Here is a 14978-nt window from a genome sequence, read left to right on the forward strand (position 1 = left end):
CAGAAAATGAGTGATGCTGCGACCAAGCGAAAAGGAGAGAGCCATGCTGATTCGTTCCCCTGTCGATGTACCGCCCAGCGAGATTACGCCGCGCGAGGTTTATCTGGATCGTCGCCGTTTCATGCAGGCTGGCGCTGCGGCGACACTGGCACTGCTGGGGGGCAATGCCGCCGCCGGTTTGCTGGCAAAACCATCCCCCTGGTCTACCGGTGAAGCACCGAACAGTCGCAAGGACATTACCAGTTACAACAATTTCTACGAATTCGGCACCAGCAAATCCGATCCGGCTGACTCTGCGCAGACCCTCAGAACTGCTCCGTGGAGCGTGGTCGTGGAGGGCGAAGCGGGCAAGCCGCGCCGCTTTGCGATCGAGGAGCTGTTGAAAATCGCGCCACTGGAGGAACGCGTCTATCGGCTGCGCTGTGTGGAAGGCTGGTCGATGGTGATTCCCTGGGTCGGTTTTCCGCTGGCGAGCCTGCTCAGGCTGGTCGAGCCCAATTCGCGGGCCAAGTTTGTCGCCTTCGAGTCGCTGGCTGATCCGCAGCAGATGCCCGGAGTGAAAAGCCGGGTGCTGGACTGGCCGTATCGCGAGGGCTTGCGCATCGACGAGGCCATGCATCCGCTGACCATTCTGGCGGTCGGATTGTATGGCGATGTTCTGCCTAGGCAGAATGGCGCGCCGATCCGGCTGGTAGTGCCGTGGAAATACGGCTTCAAGAGCATCAAGTCCATCGTGCGTATCCGTCTCCAGGAGGCGCAGCCGGTGACCAGCTGGAGCACGGCAAATCCATCCGAATACGGTTTCTATTCGAATGTGAATCCCGACGTCGATCATCCACGCTGGAGCCAGGCGACCGAGCGGCGCATCGGTGAGTTCTTCAGGCGCAAGACTTTGCCATTCAATGGTTATGCCGAACAGGTGGCCGGCCTGTATCGCGGCATGGATCTGCGCAGGTTCTTCTGATGCTGCCGCGCTGGGTCAAACCGCTGTATTTCCTGCTGGCCTTGCTGCCACTGCTGCGCCTGGTGGTGCTGGTGCTGACGGGAGGGGCGGTGAATCCGGTCGAGTTCATCACGCATTCGACCGGCACCTGGGCGCTGATCGGCTTGCTGGTCACGCTGGCGCTGACCCCGCTGCGGCGGCTGAGCGGGTATGCCCCGCTGCTGCGTTTGCGGAGGATGGCCGGCCTGTTCGCGTTTTTCTATGCCTGCCTGCATGTGCTGACGTATTTCGTACTGGATCAGTCTTTCGATCTGCAGTTGTTGTGGCGGGATGTGCTCAAGCGTCCGTTTGTCACGCTGGGCTTTGTCGCGTTCGTGCTGCTGCTGCCGCTGGCGGTCACGTCGACCGACGGCTGGATGCGTCGCTTGAAGCGCAACTGGGGGCGGCTGCATCGGCTGGTGTATCCGGCGGCCATACTGGTGGTGCTGCATTATCTGTGGCTGGTGAAGCGCGATCTTACGCAACCGCTGGTGTATGGATTGCTGCTGGCAGTGCTGCTGGGGGGGCGTGTGTACTGGTGGTATAGGGGTATGCGAAGCTAGGCTTCTGATTTCATGTTCTGTGTTGGCATACAGTCAGGCGTATGTTGAAAGCAGCGTCGGGGCACTGCTGCTGCGGTAGTGGCGGGAAACTCTGGCCTGCCGCGCTTGCTGCTCGGCAAGCGCGCTGGATGCCTGTTCTTCCATCCGCGCCGCTTGTGCCGCGACCGCGCGATCCTGCGCCGATGGATCGGGTGGGGCGAGCGCGGCCACCTGGATCGCCCGCGCTTTCCACAGGGTTTCGTGATGGTCGCGACCTGGTGAGGTATCGATTTCGACTTCACCGGCCACGGCGTAGCGGCGCCCATCCGGCCCATCCTGCAGATCAAAATGCGGGCCGCTCACCTGAATGCCCTGCGCGGCATTGATGTGCATCTGCTCGTGGCTGCGGACGCGGCGGTCGGTCTGCTGCAGATCGGCAACTTCGGCCTGCTGCTCGTTGCTCAGCGGTTTGCCGTCCGAACCCCGCGGCGTCCAGGCATTCCCGCGGGCATCGCTGGCGACTGTGCTGCGGGCTGTGCCAGGCAGCAGGGCACCCGGTGCGGTGTCACTGCGGCGCACCAATTGTGAGACACGGTCGATAAGGGCAGTCATTGCGCTGCCCACGTTCGGGCTCATGGCATTGACTCCTGTCTAACATCATGATTTTACTGCGATGTTGTCAAGCTTTTGGCGTGGCTCTGCAAAGCCGAGCGACGAAAGGACGCGGTGGATGCCTGCGCCATGTTCCGGCAGCTTTGTGCTACTCTTCGCTCACCCGCAACACATTCGATTTATCCGTTCATGGCAAAAGGCAATCTGTACATCGTTACCGCGCCGTCCGGTGCAGGCAAAACCACGCTGGTGAAGGCGCTGCTGGCGGCGGATCCGCTGATCCAGCTCTCCGTGTCGTTCACGACGCGAGCGCCACGGGAAGGGGAGGTGAATGGCCGGGATTACCATTTTGTCGAGCGCACCGAATTCGAACGGATGATCAATAATGGCGAATTCCTCGAGCATGCCGAGGTTTACGGCAACTATTACGGCACCTCGCAAACCTGGATCAACAGCGTGATCGAGAGCGGCAGCGATATCCTCCTGGAAATCGACTGGCAGGGCGCCCAGCAGGTGCGCCGCCTGTTTCGCGAGGCGATCGGCATCTTCGTGCTGCCGCCATCACTGGACGTGCTGGAGCAGCGCCTGCGTGGCCGCGGCAAGGACAGCGACGAGGTGATCGCGCGCCGCATGAAGGTGGCTCGTGAGGAAATGAGCCATGTCGACGAGGCTGATTTCGTCATCGTCAACGAGCACATCGATGAAGCCGTGCGCGACATCATCGCGGTCGTGCGCGCCGAGCGCCTGCGTCTGGTCGCGCAGTCTGCGCGCCATACGGCACTGATCAGCGCACTGAAGGGGTAAACGCGCCGCTTCTGGTATAATCGACTTCTTCTGGTGTGATCCGCATCGATCACACTGCACGTTTTTCCGGAGATTGCCGCATGGCCCGCATTACCGTTGATGATTGTCTGAACCGCATCCCGAACCGCTTTGACCTGACGCTGGCTGCTGCCTACCGCGCACGCCAGATCGAAAACGGCTCCACCCCGCAAGTCGATAACCATGGCAAGGACAAGCCCACCGTGCTGGCCCTGCGTGAAATGGCTGCCGGCCTTGTTGGCCCGGAAATCCTGACCCGCAACCGCGGTTAAGGCGGTCACCGATGGAAGCGGTGATCGGCCTCGCGGACGTGCCGGCCCTGCAGGGTTCTCCCCACGTCATCGATGATGCCAACCGCTTCCTTTCCGAGCACTCCGCCTATCTGAAGGCCGAAGACCGCGATTATCTGCGGCGCGCCTTCCTGTTTGCCGAAGCTGCGCATCGCGAACAGCAGCGCAAGTCGGGCGAGCCGTATATTTCCCACCCGCTCGCGGTGGCGACCATCCTCACCCAGTGGAAGCTCGATGCCCAGGCGCTGGCTGGTGCCTTGCTGCACGATGTCATGGAAGACAGCGGCGTCACCAAGCTGGAGTTGACCGAAAAATTCGGCAAGACCGTTGCCGAGCTGGTCGATGGCATGTCGAAGATCGACAAGCTGGAATTCCAGAGCAAGGAAGAGGCGCAGGCGGAAAACTTCCGCAAGATGCTGCTGGCGATGGCGCATGATCTGCGCGTCATTCTCATCAAGCTGGCCGACCGCTTGCACAATATGCGCACCATGGATGCGATGCGCGCCGACAAGCAAAAGCGCATTGCCCGCGAAACGCTGGAAATCTATGCGCCGATTGCCAACCGCATCGGCCTGAATGCCGTGTATGTCGAGCTGGACGATCTGGCGTTCAAATACCTGCATCCGCATCGCTATGACGTGCTGTCCAAGGCGCTGAAGGCGGCGCGGGGCAACCGTCGCGAAGTCGTTGGCAAGATTCTGGATGGCATCCGCAACAAGCTCGCAGGTGCCAGCATCGAGGCGACGGTCAGTGGGCGCGAAAAAAACCTCTTCAGCATCTATCGCAAGATGCAGGAAAAACACCTCAGTTTTTCCGAGGTGCTGGATATCTACGGTTTCCGCGTGCAGGTCAAGGATGTGCCGTCCTGCTATCTGGCGCTGGGAGCTTTGCATTCGCTCTACAAGCCAATCGCCGGCAAGTTCAAGGATTACATCGCGATTCCGAAGCAGAATGGCTATCAGTCGCTGCATACCACACTGTTCGGCCCCTATGGCACGCCGATCGAGATCCAGATCCGTACTGGCGACATGCACCGCATCGCTGACGCGGGTGTGGCCAGTCACTGGATGTACAAGTCCGGTGACGAAGGCTTTTCCGAAGTGCAGAAGAAAACGCACCAGTGGCTGCAGAGCCTGCTGGAGCTGCAGGCCGATTCCGGGGATGCGGTCGAGTTCCTCGAACACATCAAGGTCGACCTTTTCCCTGACCAGGTCTACGTATTCACCCCGAAGGGCAAGATCCTGTCGCTGCCGGCGAGTGCGACCTGTGTCGACTTTGCGTACGCGGTTCATACCGATGTCGGCAATCGCTGCATCGCCGCCAAGGTCAATCATGAACTGGTGCCACTGAGAACCCGGTTGAAGAATGGCGATTCGGTCGAGATCGTCATGGCGGCGCATGCCCACCCCAACCCCTCCTGGCTGACCTTCGTCACTACCGGCAAGGCGCGCAGCCATATCCGGCATTTCCTCAAGACCATGCGTTTCGAGGAGTCGGTGCATCTGGGCGAGCGGCTGCTGCAGCAATCCCTGACCGCGCTCAACCAGAGCCAGCCGATTGGCGACGAGGTATGGGAACGCTATCTGCGCGAGCATGGCGACAAAGCCCGCGATGAGGTGCTGGCCGAGCTGGGGCTGGGCAAGCGCCTGGGAGTGGTCGTCGCCAAGCGCCTGTTGCAACTGGCCGGCAACTGGGAAGAAGACACAGTCGCCGGGCGCAAACCGCTGGCGGTGACCGTGCGTGGCACCGAGGGCATGGCCATCCAGTTCGCGCATTGCTGCAATCCGATACCCGGGGACCCTATCCTCGGAATGGTCAAGAAAGACCAGGGTTTGCTGATTCATACCCATGATTGCCCCCTGGTGGCGCGTGGTCGTGTCGATGCTGACAAGCTCATCTATGTCGAATGGGATCCCGAGGTCTCGCGCATGTTCGATGTGCCGGTCAAGGTGCTGGCCAGCAACGAGCGTGGCACGCTGGCCTGCCTCGCGGCCGCGATTGCCGAGGCCGATGCGAACATCGCAGCAGTCAGCATGAATGACCAAACCGAAAGCGACGAACGCTTTATCCAGGTGCAGTTCACTCTGCAGGTGCACAACCGTGTGCATCTGGCGCAGGTGCTCAAGAGCCTGCGTGGCCTGCAACTCGTTCACCGCCTGCAGCGGGTGCGGGGCTAAGTGCAAGCTTGGGTTGTACTGCTCTTTCTCTGTAACGGCGCACTTGTAACTGCTTGTGCTTGGCGTTTGTTTATGTGGCGCCGACTACCTTCTGAAGCAGCTTGGGTTTATCTCAAACTGGGTGTGGCCGTTGTTTTGACGTGGGTTCTTTTGGGTATTCTTATAGTCTTTGCGTTGATGCAGTTCGGCAAAACGGTTCAGAGCGAAGCTCTGATCTATGTCCCGTTGGGACTTTGGATCTGTTTGACGCTGTGGTTCGCGATGCAATACCAAAAGGTGCTGCCAAGCGTACGAGAGCACGATCCCGGGTGATGCAATTTCTTTACGATTAAACCACACGCTCACTAATAACCCGGATTGGTATGACAAGGCTTCTTGTTTTTACTGATTGCAAACCCTGAGTCGCATCAATGCGGCATCCCGAGTGCATGCTAGAATCGCGCCGGTTCAGTATTGCAATGACAGGGGCTTGGGATGCAGCTTTCTCTCAATGGCGAACGCCGCGAATTCAATGATGGCATTACCGTGGCCGGCATGGTCGAAGCACTGGGCTTGACCGGCAAACGCATTGCGCTGGAGCGCAATGGCGAGATCGTGCCGCGCAGCCAGCATGGCGAGACTGTCCTGCAGGACGGCGACGTGCTGGAAATGGTGGTCGCGGTTGGCGGGGGCTGATCGTCGGCGTTAGTACATCACCTTCAATCGATATCAATGACCCGTTCAGCGGGCGCCAGCAGGTTCAACAACAAGGGGTTAATCCATGAGTGACGATATTTTCCAGATTGCCGGCAAAACCTATAACTCGCGCCTGATCGTGGGGACCGGCAAATACCAGGATTTCGCGCAGACCCGCGAGGCGGTAAAGGCGTCCGGCGCCGAGATCGTGACTGTGGCGATCCGCCGCGTGAACATCGGCCAGAATGCCGGCGAAGCCAGCCTGCTGGATTATCTGCCGCCATCCGAATTCACCTACCTGCCCAACACGGCAGGGTGTTACACCGCCGAGGACGCCATTCGTACATTGCGCCTGGCGCGCGAACTGCTGGATGGTCACAAGCTGGTCAAGCTCGAAGTGCTGGGTGACCAGCACACCCTGTTCCCGAACGTGCGGGAAACGCTGAAAGCGGCTGAGGTGCTGGTCAAGGATGGCTTTGACGTGATGGTATATACCTCGGATGACCCGATTATCGCCAAGGAGTTGCAGGAAATCGGTTGCTGCGCGGTGATGCCGCTGGCTTCGCTGATCGGTTCCGGCATGGGTATCCTGAATCCGTGGAACCTGCGCCTGATCATCGAGCAGCTGTCCGTGCCGGTGCTGGTTGATGCGGGTGTTGGTACGGCATCGGATGCGACGATTGCGCTGGAACTGGGTTGCGATGGCATCCTGATGAACACCGCGATTGCCCATGCGAAAGATCCGGTGCGCATGGCCCGCGCGATGAAGCTGGCGGTCGAAGCCGGGCGCGAATCCTTCCTGGCCGGCCGTATGCCGAAAAAGCTGTACTCGGCTGACCCGTCCAGCCCGGTGTCGGGGCTGATTGCAGCAAGCAAGTAAACCGTGTCATGTATTGTCATGCAGCCCTTTTCATTCAGGGTTTGCATGGCAATACCCTTGTGAGGTTGTGGCGCTGTCGCTGACTGTCGTGGCCGCGACTGTCGCCCTGCTGCACAGTGCCGAGCTGTATTCGTTTATAATCCGCTTATTACCACGCCGCCGCTGGCGGCGTTTTTCTTTGGCTGGACAAAACGATGAGCGACAAAAAACTGCATCTCGCGCTGGGTGTGACCGACCTGGCCGCAAGCGTGGCCGATTACACGACCCGGCTAGGTGCCGAGCCCGTGCTGGTCATCGACGGGGAATACGCACTGTGGCGTACCAAAACGCTGAATGTGTCGATCCGCACGGTGGAAGGGGCGCCCGGCCTGCGCCATCTGGGCTGGGAAGATCCGCAGGCCGAGGCCATGACGGCCTCCCCGGATGTCAATGGGCTTGTCTGGGAACACTTCACCGCCGAGCAGCAGGCCGAGGAAATCCGCAGTGTGTGGCCGCAGGCCGATTATCATGGCCCGGATACCAGCAAGCATCGCCGCATCAAATCCTTCGTCTTGCGCCAGGGGCATTTGTCGAAAGGCCAGGAAAAGGCGCTGCATGATTTCGGACCGAAATACTGCATTCCCTACCGTGATCAGCTGCTGGATCTGGATGCCGCATTCGGGCGCAGCGCGCCGCGCGTGCTGGAAATCGGCTTTGGCATGGGGCAGGCGACAGCGCAGATTGCCGCTGGTCGCAGCGATACCGATTTTATCGGTGTGGAAGTGCATACGCCGGGGGTGGGCAGTCTGCTCAAGTTGCTGGGTGAAGGGGACATCGGCAATGTGCGAATCGTGCAGCACGATGCCGTTGATGTGCTGCAACAGATGATCGCCCCTGCGGGGCTGGATGGCGTGCACGTCTATTTTCCCGACCCCTGGCACAAGAAGCGGCACAACAAGCGCCGCCTGATCCAGCCAGCCTTTGTCGAGTTGCTGGTTTCACGCCTGAAGTCCGGTGGCTATATCCATCTGGCGACCGACTGGGAAGACTATGCAATCCAGATGCTGGAGGTGCTCTCTGGCAACGCCGATCTGCTAAATACCGCTGACGGTTATGCTCCGCGCCCGGATTATCGTCCGCTGACCAAGTTCGAAAACCGCGGCATCAAGCTCGGCCACGGTGTTTGGGATCTGGTTTTTCGCAAGCGCTAAGCAAGTACCGGACTGCAGGCATTCAAGATTGCCCGGTTCAGGCCGATACCATGCGGTGTATCAGTCGACCATGTCCTGATGTTCGAAGCGACCCTTGCCGGTTGCCAGAATGTGGTCATCCTGATGCAGACGGTTGTAGAGTGCCTCCAGCTCCTCATCGGAGAGCTTGTCGAGCAGATCGAGAATGCCTTGCAGAACCTGATTGCGAGTCATGATGTGTCTCCTGGGGCTTTGTTGCAGCATAGCCGTTGCCAACGCGGTATGCAGCTGGCCTCCGGGCTGGGCGTGCTCTAGACTGGAATCCGGCTGAATGAACGCTTAAGGAGCAGGCAGATGAAGGCATGGCAAAGTCTGGTGGTAATCACGGGGCTGTTGCTGCTGAGTGGTTGCAGCAGCATGCAGTCTGGCAGCAAGGCAAGTGCCGATACGCCCGCAGCCCACCTGCCAGCTCGCGTTACGGCTGTAGGGTATGGCACGACACCGACCATCGAAGGGCTCTCGCCGGATCAGCGCCGCATGATGGCAATCCGGGCCTCCAAGCTGGATGCCTATCGCTCGCTGGCGGAGACGGTTGCAGGGCTCAAACTGACAGGCCAGAGCACGGTGAATGCCGCCACGCTGACCAGCGACAGTTTTCGCGTGTATGTCGAGGCTTATCTGCGTGGTGCCCGGGTAGTGAGTGTGACGCCGCTGCCGGGTAATGGCTACGAAACGGTGCTGGAACTGTCGTTGTCTCCTGACTTTCAGCGTGAGGCACAGCAGGCTGCCGTAGTGAGCGAATCCGGTTCGTCGTCCGCTACTGCCGAATCACGTACCGTTGCACTGCCCGCGACCCGTACGGCAAATGGCAGCAACAATTTCTACCTCGCCGAGTAATGCAAAAACTGCTTCTAGCCATCCTGACAAGTCTCGCGCTGCCGCTGTCGGCGGCGCAGTTTGAGGGTGTCGCGCCACTGGGCTCTGCGGGGGTCGAGGCTGCGCGCAGCGAGGCGATTCGCGATGCGCTGCTCAATGCCGGTCTGGCTGCGGGGGCATCGGTACGCAGCAACACCACAGCACAGGGTGGGGAGCAACTGGAGGTCCGTACTGCACCCGTTGGTGAATATCGGCTGCTGAGTGAATGGGAAGCCAATGGCTTCTGGCATGTAAAACTCGATGTTCAGTCCGCTGCAGTGGCCGTGGTTCCATCCGGCGCAGGACAGTCACTTTCCGGGTGTGCCGCCGACCGCTACCGCCGCAAGGTGCTGCTTACGCATTTTTATGTGCAGCAGCCGGGGCAGGTGGTTGACCTGATGCGCGTGCCGGAAAACCTGCAGGCCTATCTGGCTCGTCAGCTGCAGGACTCCGGGCGCTACCTTCCCCAGCAGGCCGCCTATCAGGCCGCATTCCAGTTCAATCCCCGCTTTGTCGAGCCGCAGCAGTTGCCTGCACGGGTGCATGAGTTGGCGGTCCGCTACAACACCCAGTTTGTTGTCGGAGGCATCATCCGCGATGCCGGCAGTAGCGGGCAGCGGGTTGGCGTGGCGGCCGATGGCGAGCTTCGCGAAGGCGAGCGCAAACAGGTGCTGAATGTGCCTGGCGCCCATTTTTTGCGGCTCGGGATCAAGACTTCGCCCAAGGATCGCCGTTTCGATATCGAGACCTTTGTTTACGATGGTATCTCCGGAACATTGCTGAGCAGGCAATTGTTCCCCGGGCAGGTTTCCGGGGAAGTGGCGCAGGCCGAGGGAACCGAGTTTGCGGGTCCGCGTTTCTTTGCTACCGATTATGGCCGCATGGTTGAGCAGCAGTTGCAGCAGGTGCTGGGGCAAATTGATCTGTCCCTGCGCTGTTTGCCGATGACCGCACGGGTCGTGCGTGTGGAGGGCAAGCAGGTGTATGTCGATGCGGGGGGGCAGAGCGGTCTGCGCCCCGGGGATCAGTTGCGGCTGTATCGCTTGCAGCCGGGGGGCTTGCCGGTGGACACACTATCCACGCCGGCTGATAGCGCCTTGGGACTGCCCGAGCTGCGCAGTGGGACATTCCTGGTCGCCGCCGTTCAGCCCCTGTTTGCCGTAGGAACGGTGGAGGGGAGTGTGCAGGCCGGCGATTATGTACGTGTTGACAGTGGCAAGGAGTCCCGCCGATGAATGTCGTGACATCATTGTGGTTGCGCAGTGTGGTGCTGGTGCTGCTTGGCGGCTTGGCCGCCGGAGCCGTTGCCAGCTCATCCGTGCATCGCAAGCCCCCTGCCGCCAAGGGGCATGGTTCGGCGCGTTCTGCTGAGCCCGTGTATACCGGCCCGGGGGTTGTTCGTGTGTTGCCGGGTACCGAGTTGCCAGCCAATGCCGTTCTGCCGCCTGCACGTGGGTATTCGGTCAGCAGTAGCCATGCGCCTGCCGCAACCGCTGCCAAGCCCGCTCCGATTTTCGGGGCGGCTGCTGGTGCTGCAGCAGCCGGCAAGGCTGAAGGTGCTCCTCCGGCAGCCAAACGGCCGACCAACGAGTTTTATATCGTGAACAACCCGGAGCTGCGCTGGCAGCAGTACAGCTATCCCTGAGCGGGCACAATCAGTTGCAGGAGGCGAGTTCCTGCAACTCCGCGCCGCGGTAGCGGGTACTGGCGCGCTTGAGTGCATTGTACTGCTCGGTGGTGGCAGACCGGATCAGGAAGTCGGTGCGGCGCAGGGTGTCATCACGATCGCGTAATACGGCCGATTTCACCCCCTTGGCGCGGAATTCTTCCAGTGCCCGTTCACCGGCTTCGCGAGTGGAGTAAATCCCCAGTGAAATCGCGTTCTGCCAGCGCCGCCCATCATTGACGATGAAGTAATCGTCAACCCCAAGGCCTTTAAGCTGTTCGGCCTTGGCCTTGGCCTGCTCCATGGTGTCCAGCGGCGGGATATACACCCAGACGCGGTTGTTGCCACTGCTGCCTTTTTCCTGCGCATTCAGCGAGAGTGCGGCGAGATCCTGTCGTGCCGCAGCGATCTGCTCGCCGACCAGGCCATGCCAGCGCAGACAGAGCTTACCCTCGCTGCCTGCATTCGTTGCAGATGAGCCAGAAGCTGCCTGGCTTGTGGCCGCGTTGTCTTGTGTCGTTGCATCGGCATCACTGCTCGGGGTGCTGGCAGCGGGGACATGACCTTCACTGACAATCTGGATGGCGCTGGCGTTGATTTCCCGATTGGCCGGGTTGCTTGCAGTAACCGCGGGTGGCAACAGCCTGGCAACCGCAAAAATCGCGAGGTTGGCGACCAGCAATACGAAAAACAGCCATTTCATGGCAGAAACTCTCCTTCCCCGCTGGTGCGTAGTGCAGCCAGACCGTGCAGGGCGAGATTATCTACCAGCAGTGCGGGCTTGTTAAGTTTGTCCGCCAGCAAAGGTGCATCGCCACCGGTCAGCAGCAGCAACGGGATTACGGTGCTGTTCCGGGCGAGGCGGGAAAATGCGGTTTCGACGCAGGCGGTGAGGGCGCTGACACAGCCTGTCGCAATCGCATCTGCAGTATTATGCGGAAACTCGCGATACTCACCTTCCCGCAAAGGCAGGCGGGCGGTGTGCTGATGCAGAGCCTGGCGCTGCAGCCGGTAGCCTGGAAGGATCATGCCGCCGAGAAAACGGCCATCCACACTCATGCTGTCGAGCACGCAAGCCGTTCCGGCAGAGACGATCAGCAAGGGGGTGTCGGGGTAAAGACTGCGAGCTCCGGCCAGTGTTGCCCAACGGTCGCTGCCCAGTTGGGTGAGGTCATAGTCACTGCTGAGCCCCAGGCAACCCGCAGCAGGGCGCAGCCAGCCGGGTGATCGGTGCCAGTGCTGGCGTGTCCAGTCCGAGATCTGCTGCTGCAAATCCGGGCACCCGACTGCACAGCCGCTGATGCTGCGGGGGGGCGGTAGCCGCAGCCAGTGCTGCAGTAAGCCTGCAAGATCTGTCGCATTGCCACTGGTTTGCCACTGGGCCCCAGCCTGATAATCAGTGTCCAGCAGGGCCCACTTGGTCCGGGTGTTTCCCAGATCGATCAGCAACTCCATGTCAGGCGCTCTGCCTGAGGCTGACATCGCCGCTGCCCAGCAGAATTTCTTCTGCGCCAGTGGCCAGCCGCAGATTGCCATCAGCACTGAGGCCGACCGCTTTGCCGCGCTGCCTGCTGCCGTTGGCCAGCAGAGCCTCCACTTCACAGCCCTGCCATGCATGCCGGCTTTCCCATTGGCGGATCAGCGCGTCGGTAAAGCCATCTTGGGCAAACTGAAGCAACTGTTGCTCGAGCCCCTGCAGCAGATTGGCCAGCAGGGCATTGCGCGTGCAGCCAAGCCCGGCGCCGCTGAGGCTGCTTGCCTGCTGGTCGACGTCAGCAGGCGGAGCAAGTACGTTCAGCCCGATGCCAATGACGACCAGCGAGGGGCCTAGCGCATCACCCTGCATCTCGATCAGGATACCGCCGACTTTTCCCCAGCCATGGCCCATCGGTAGCAACAGATCGTTGGGCCATTTCAGGGCGATATCCTGAACCCCAAGCCGGGCCAGTGTTTGCGCAACCGACAGCCCGACCACCAGGGGGAGGCCGGCCAGTTGGCTTGGCCCGCCATCGAATTGCCAGCACAGTGAGAACAGCAGCGAGCTGCCGATCTGCCCCTGCCAGTTGCGGCCGCGGCGGCCGCGTCCTGCGGTTTGCCACTCTGCGGCTAATGCCAAGCCATGGCCCGGGTTTTGCAGTAACTGGCGGTTGGTGGAATCCGTGATGCCGGTGCAGCGGATCTGCAGCTGTGAATTTGTCGCGAGCTGTGCTTGCAACTGGCGCTGGTCGAGCCAGTCTACTTTGGGTATCAGCCTGTAACCAACGCCATGTTTGCGTTCCAGGGCTATACCGTAGGTTTCGCTCAGGGCGAGTGCCCCGGAAATCGTGGCGCGGGAACACTGGAAGCGCTCGGCAAGCGCCGCGCCAGAGGTGAAGTGTTCGGTGCTGAGGGCCTGCAGGATGCTGAGCGTGTCGGCCATCGTTACAGGGTTTCGATAACGTGGTTCTGGTTGGTGTAGATGCAGATGTCGCCGGCAATTTCGAGCGCTTTCTTGACCACTACATCTGCGGGCAATTCGGTATTCTCGTAGAGCGCGCGTGCGGCAGCCTGGGCAAACGAGCCGCCAGAGCCGATCGCCGCAATACCCTGTTCCGGTTCAAGAACGTCGCCATTGCCGGTGATTACCAGCGTGGCCGTCGGGTCGGCGACGATCAGCATCGCTTCCAGTCGCCGCAGGGCGCGATCCGTGCGCCAGTCCTTGGCTAGTTCGACCGCGGCACGGGTGAGTTGTCCCTGATGTTTTTCGAGTTTGGCCTCGAAACGCTCGAACAGGGTAAAGGCATCTGCCGTGCCGCCGGCAAAACCGACAATCACACGGTCGTTGTAGAGTTTGCGTACTTTGCGCGCCGTCCCCTTGATCACCACATTGCCCAGCGTGACCTGACCATCTCCGCCTACGGCAACCTGATTGCCACGGCGAACCGATACGATGGTGGTGCCGTCGAATTGCTGCATGACTTGTCCTGTGTCGTTGGTCTTACGGGCAGAGATGGGTTCGTCCGGCCAGATCTCAAGGCGCGGTAGCGAATTAGCGCTTCTTGCGGCTGACGCTGACCAGTTCGGTGATGCCCATCAGTCGCAGCAGGCCGTAGACCATTTCATTGCTCTGTTGCAGTGAAACCGTCTTGCCGGGCATGCCCATGAAAAGGTTGAGCAGCATGCCGGCGGATTCGAAATCGATCCGTTTGACCCTGGCCAGGTTGATGCTCAGATGATCCCGGCCTTCCGCGTGTTTGCGGATTGTATCCAGCGCTTCACACTGCTTGGCAGTGATTTCGCCGCTCAGGCTCAGTTCTCCGTCGCTGCCTGCCGGTGCTGCATCCTGGATTTCGGCCTTGGCCTTGGCCTCGTCTGCCGCGACCTGGCTAGCCGTTCGCGGTGCGTGGCGCGAATCCCAGGAGGGCGGAGAAACCTCGTAAGTGATCGCATAATCCACGGCAAGGTTTTCGAATTCTTCCTGCAGCCCAAGGGCCTGGTAAAGCTCGATCAGCAGCAGCCAGAAGGGGGCTTCTGCCGGCATCGGGCGACCTACTTCGATCTTTTCCGACAGCAGGCTGGCCATTTCCTTGGAGCCCAGTACCTGCAGGCTGAGCTTGCGTTTTTGGGCCTGCTGCCAGCTCACCAGCAGTTCTGCTGCGCCGAGCGTGTCAATCTGGCGAACTTTGGCAAAGTCCACGCGCAGAATCGGCGATTTGTCAAAACTGGCGCTAAAGCGGCTGATTTCAGCTGAGATTGTGTCTGCTGCCAGTTTTTCGCCGAAGGCGAAATAATTGCTCCCCGGCCCTTTGCTGCCGGTACCGGCTTGCGGTGTGGCGTTCTGCCAGATGGGCGGCGATGTTTCGAACTCGACCACATAGTTGAGCCCAAGTGCGTCGAATTGCTGACGGCGGCCGGTCTGCTGGTACAGCTCGAACAGCATCAGCCAGGTTTCCAGGCGACGTTTGCCCTTGACCTGGGCGATTTCCGGTTCCAGCACCGCGATGGCGGCATCCGGCTGATTGTTGGCATGCAACATCACCGCCTGCTCTTCGCAGGGGCTGAGCATCTCGGAGCCTACCCCCACCTCGATGGCCATGGCAGCATGGTCAAAGTGAGCGGCTGTGTCCGCCTTGTCCTGCGCAGCATTCCCCTGGGGCCCAGTACGCCCCGCATCGGGCATGACGGTCTGGCCGGAACGCATGCTCGTTGCCGGGCCCTTGGCATCATCCTGATCTTTCTTGCGGAAAAACGAGAACACCACGCTACATC

General features: G+C 60.5%; 18 protein-coding genes. 11 read left to right on the forward strand and 7 right to left on the reverse strand.

Annotation, left to right across the window (positions count from 1 at the left end; translation table 11 throughout):
- The first annotated feature begins 43 nt into the window (after positions 1-43).
- Both msrP and msrQ read left to right on the forward strand, forming a co-directional pair.
- Positions 44-964, forward strand: a complete 921-nt coding sequence (gene msrP, locus INR99_RS04525; protein ID WP_194115132.1) for a protein-methionine-sulfoxide reductase catalytic subunit MsrP — start codon at positions 44-46, stop codon at positions 962-964.
- On the forward strand, positions 964-1545 hold the full coding sequence (msrQ, locus tag INR99_RS04530) for a protein-methionine-sulfoxide reductase heme-binding subunit MsrQ (protein WP_194115134.1): 582 nt from the start codon (positions 964-966) through the stop codon (positions 1543-1545). The genes msrP and msrQ overlap by 1 nt, the downstream gene beginning before the upstream one ends.
- 33 nt (positions 1546-1578) lie before the next feature.
- Here the strand turns inward: msrQ and INR99_RS04535 are convergent, their stop codons facing one another.
- Positions 1579-2160: a putative metalloprotease CJM1_0395 family protein gene (locus INR99_RS04535; protein WP_194115136.1), complete on the reverse strand. Its 582-nt coding sequence runs from the start codon at positions 2158-2160 to the stop codon at positions 1579-1581.
- 165 nt (positions 2161-2325) lie between these two features.
- Between INR99_RS04535 and gmk the strand changes: the two genes are divergently transcribed.
- From gmk to trmB, 6 genes are all read left to right on the forward strand, one after another.
- The gene (gmk, locus tag INR99_RS04540; RefSeq protein WP_194115138.1) at positions 2326-2940 is read left to right on the forward strand and encodes a guanylate kinase; all 615 of its coding nucleotides are present in this window, start codon (positions 2326-2328) and stop codon (positions 2938-2940) included.
- Positions 2941-3020: 80 nt separating this feature from the next.
- Positions 3021-3230: a DNA-directed RNA polymerase subunit omega gene (gene rpoZ / locus INR99_RS04545; protein WP_194115140.1), complete on the forward strand. Its 210-nt coding sequence runs from the start codon at positions 3021-3023 to the stop codon at positions 3228-3230.
- 11 nt (positions 3231-3241) lie between these two features.
- Positions 3242-5425, forward strand: a complete 2184-nt coding sequence (locus tag INR99_RS04550) for a RelA/SpoT family protein (protein ID WP_194115142.1) — start codon at positions 3242-3244, stop codon at positions 5423-5425.
- Between the two features lie 474 nt (positions 5426-5899).
- Positions 5900-6100, forward strand: a complete 201-nt coding sequence (gene thiS / locus INR99_RS04555; protein ID WP_194115144.1) for a sulfur carrier protein ThiS — start codon at positions 5900-5902, stop codon at positions 6098-6100.
- Between the two features lie 85 nt (positions 6101-6185).
- Positions 6186-6980 (forward strand): thiazole synthase, encoded by a 795-nt coding sequence (locus INR99_RS04560; RefSeq protein WP_194115145.1) that lies wholly within the window; start codon positions 6186-6188, stop codon positions 6978-6980.
- A gap of 476 nt (positions 6981-7456) precedes the next feature.
- A complete protein-coding gene (gene trmB / locus INR99_RS04565; protein WP_308431448.1) occupies positions 7457-8170 on the forward strand; it encodes a tRNA (guanosine(46)-N7)-methyltransferase TrmB in 714 nt (237 codons plus the stop codon).
- Between the two features lie 60 nt (positions 8171-8230).
- Here trmB and INR99_RS04570 read toward each other — a convergent pair whose 3' ends face one another.
- Positions 8231-8383, reverse strand: a complete 153-nt coding sequence (locus tag INR99_RS04570) for a hypothetical protein (RefSeq protein ID WP_194115147.1) — start codon at positions 8381-8383, stop codon at positions 8231-8233.
- 120 nt (positions 8384-8503) lie between these two features.
- Here INR99_RS04570 and INR99_RS04575 point away from each other — a divergent pair, with 120 nt between their 5' ends.
- The 3 genes from INR99_RS04575 to INR99_RS04585 are packed head-to-tail and all read left to right on the forward strand — an operon-like array spanning position 8504 to position 10709.
- Entirely contained in the window at positions 8504-9046 is a 543-nt protein-coding gene (locus INR99_RS04575; RefSeq protein WP_228098085.1) for an LPP20 family lipoprotein, read from the forward strand.
- Entirely contained in the window at positions 9046-10299 is a 1254-nt protein-coding gene (locus INR99_RS04580; RefSeq protein ID WP_194115148.1) for a flagella assembly protein FlgT middle domain-containing protein, read from the forward strand. Before INR99_RS04575 ends, INR99_RS04580 begins: the two co-directional genes overlap by 1 nt.
- Positions 10296-10709 carry a hypothetical protein gene (locus INR99_RS04585; RefSeq protein WP_194115149.1) on the forward strand — a complete coding sequence of 138 codons (414 nt, stop codon included), beginning with the start codon at positions 10296-10298 and terminating at the stop codon, positions 10707-10709. Before INR99_RS04580 ends, INR99_RS04585 begins: the two co-directional genes overlap by 4 nt.
- A gap of 10 nt (positions 10710-10719) precedes the next feature.
- Here the strand turns inward: INR99_RS04585 and INR99_RS04590 are convergent, their stop codons facing one another.
- From INR99_RS04590 to INR99_RS04610, 5 genes are all read right to left on the reverse strand, one after another.
- Positions 10720-11433, reverse strand: a complete 714-nt coding sequence (locus tag INR99_RS04590) for an SPOR domain-containing protein (protein ID WP_194115150.1) — start codon at positions 11431-11433, stop codon at positions 10720-10722.
- The gene (locus INR99_RS04595) at positions 11430-12185 is read right to left on the reverse strand and encodes a type III pantothenate kinase (RefSeq protein WP_194115151.1); all 756 of its coding nucleotides are present in this window, start codon (positions 12183-12185) and stop codon (positions 11430-11432) included. Before INR99_RS04595 ends, INR99_RS04590 begins: the two co-directional genes overlap by 4 nt.
- Before the next feature lies 1 nt (position 12186).
- A complete protein-coding gene (locus INR99_RS04600) occupies positions 12187-13149 on the reverse strand; it encodes a biotin--[acetyl-CoA-carboxylase] ligase (RefSeq protein ID WP_194115152.1) in 963 nt (320 codons plus the stop codon).
- A gap of 2 nt (positions 13150-13151) precedes the next feature.
- A complete protein-coding gene (gene hslV, locus INR99_RS04605; RefSeq protein WP_194115153.1) occupies positions 13152-13685 on the reverse strand; it encodes an ATP-dependent protease subunit HslV in 534 nt (177 codons plus the stop codon).
- Positions 13686-13758: 73 nt separating this feature from the next.
- Positions 13759-14970 carry an STAS domain-containing protein gene (locus INR99_RS04610; protein ID WP_194115154.1) on the reverse strand — a complete coding sequence of 404 codons (1212 nt, stop codon included), beginning with the start codon at positions 14968-14970 and terminating at the stop codon, positions 13759-13761.
- Positions 14971-14978: the final 8 nt, after the last annotated feature.

Origin of the sequence: Chitinilyticum piscinae (assembly GCF_015223195.1) — a bacterium.
Taxonomy (GTDB): Bacteria; Pseudomonadota; Gammaproteobacteria; order Burkholderiales; family Chitinibacteraceae; genus Chitinilyticum; species Chitinilyticum piscinae.

Excerpts from the sequence above, each read along its gene's own strand:
- msrP (WP_194115132.1), top strand. The coding sequence starts at position 44 with ATGCTGATTCGTTCCCCTGTCGATGTACCGCCCAGCGAGATTACGCCG.
- msrQ (WP_194115134.1), top strand. The coding sequence starts at position 964 with ATGCTGCCGCGCTGGGTCAAACCGCTGTATTTCCTGCTGGCCTTGCTG.
- INR99_RS04535 (WP_194115136.1), bottom strand. The coding sequence starts at position 2,160 with ATGAGCCCGAACGTGGGCAGCGCAATGACTGCCCTTATCGACCGTGTC.
- gmk (WP_194115138.1), top strand. The coding sequence starts at position 2,326 with ATGGCAAAAGGCAATCTGTACATCGTTACCGCGCCGTCCGGTGCAGGC.
- rpoZ (WP_194115140.1), top strand. The coding sequence starts at position 3,021 with ATGGCCCGCATTACCGTTGATGATTGTCTGAACCGCATCCCGAACCGC.
- INR99_RS04550 (WP_194115142.1), top strand. The coding sequence starts at position 3,242 with ATGGAAGCGGTGATCGGCCTCGCGGACGTGCCGGCCCTGCAGGGTTCT.
- thiS (WP_194115144.1), top strand. The coding sequence starts at position 5,900 with ATGCAGCTTTCTCTCAATGGCGAACGCCGCGAATTCAATGATGGCATT.
- INR99_RS04560 (WP_194115145.1), top strand. The coding sequence starts at position 6,186 with ATGAGTGACGATATTTTCCAGATTGCCGGCAAAACCTATAACTCGCGC.
- INR99_RS04570 (WP_194115147.1), bottom strand. The coding sequence starts at position 8,383 with ATGACTCGCAATCAGGTTCTGCAAGGCATTCTCGATCTGCTCGACAAG.
- INR99_RS04575 (WP_228098085.1), top strand. The coding sequence starts at position 8,504 with ATGAAGGCATGGCAAAGTCTGGTGGTAATCACGGGGCTGTTGCTGCTG.
- INR99_RS04580 (WP_194115148.1), top strand. The coding sequence starts at position 9,046 with ATGCAAAAACTGCTTCTAGCCATCCTGACAAGTCTCGCGCTGCCGCTG.
- INR99_RS04585 (WP_194115149.1), top strand. The coding sequence starts at position 10,296 with ATGAATGTCGTGACATCATTGTGGTTGCGCAGTGTGGTGCTGGTGCTG.
- INR99_RS04590 (WP_194115150.1), bottom strand. The coding sequence starts at position 11,433 with ATGAAATGGCTGTTTTTCGTATTGCTGGTCGCCAACCTCGCGATTTTT.
- INR99_RS04595 (WP_194115151.1), bottom strand. The coding sequence starts at position 12,185 with ATGGAGTTGCTGATCGATCTGGGAAACACCCGGACCAAGTGGGCCCTG.
- INR99_RS04600 (WP_194115152.1), bottom strand. The coding sequence starts at position 13,149 with ATGGCCGACACGCTCAGCATCCTGCAGGCCCTCAGCACCGAACACTTC.
- hslV (WP_194115153.1), bottom strand. The coding sequence starts at position 13,685 with ATGCAGCAATTCGACGGCACCACCATCGTATCGGTTCGCCGTGGCAAT.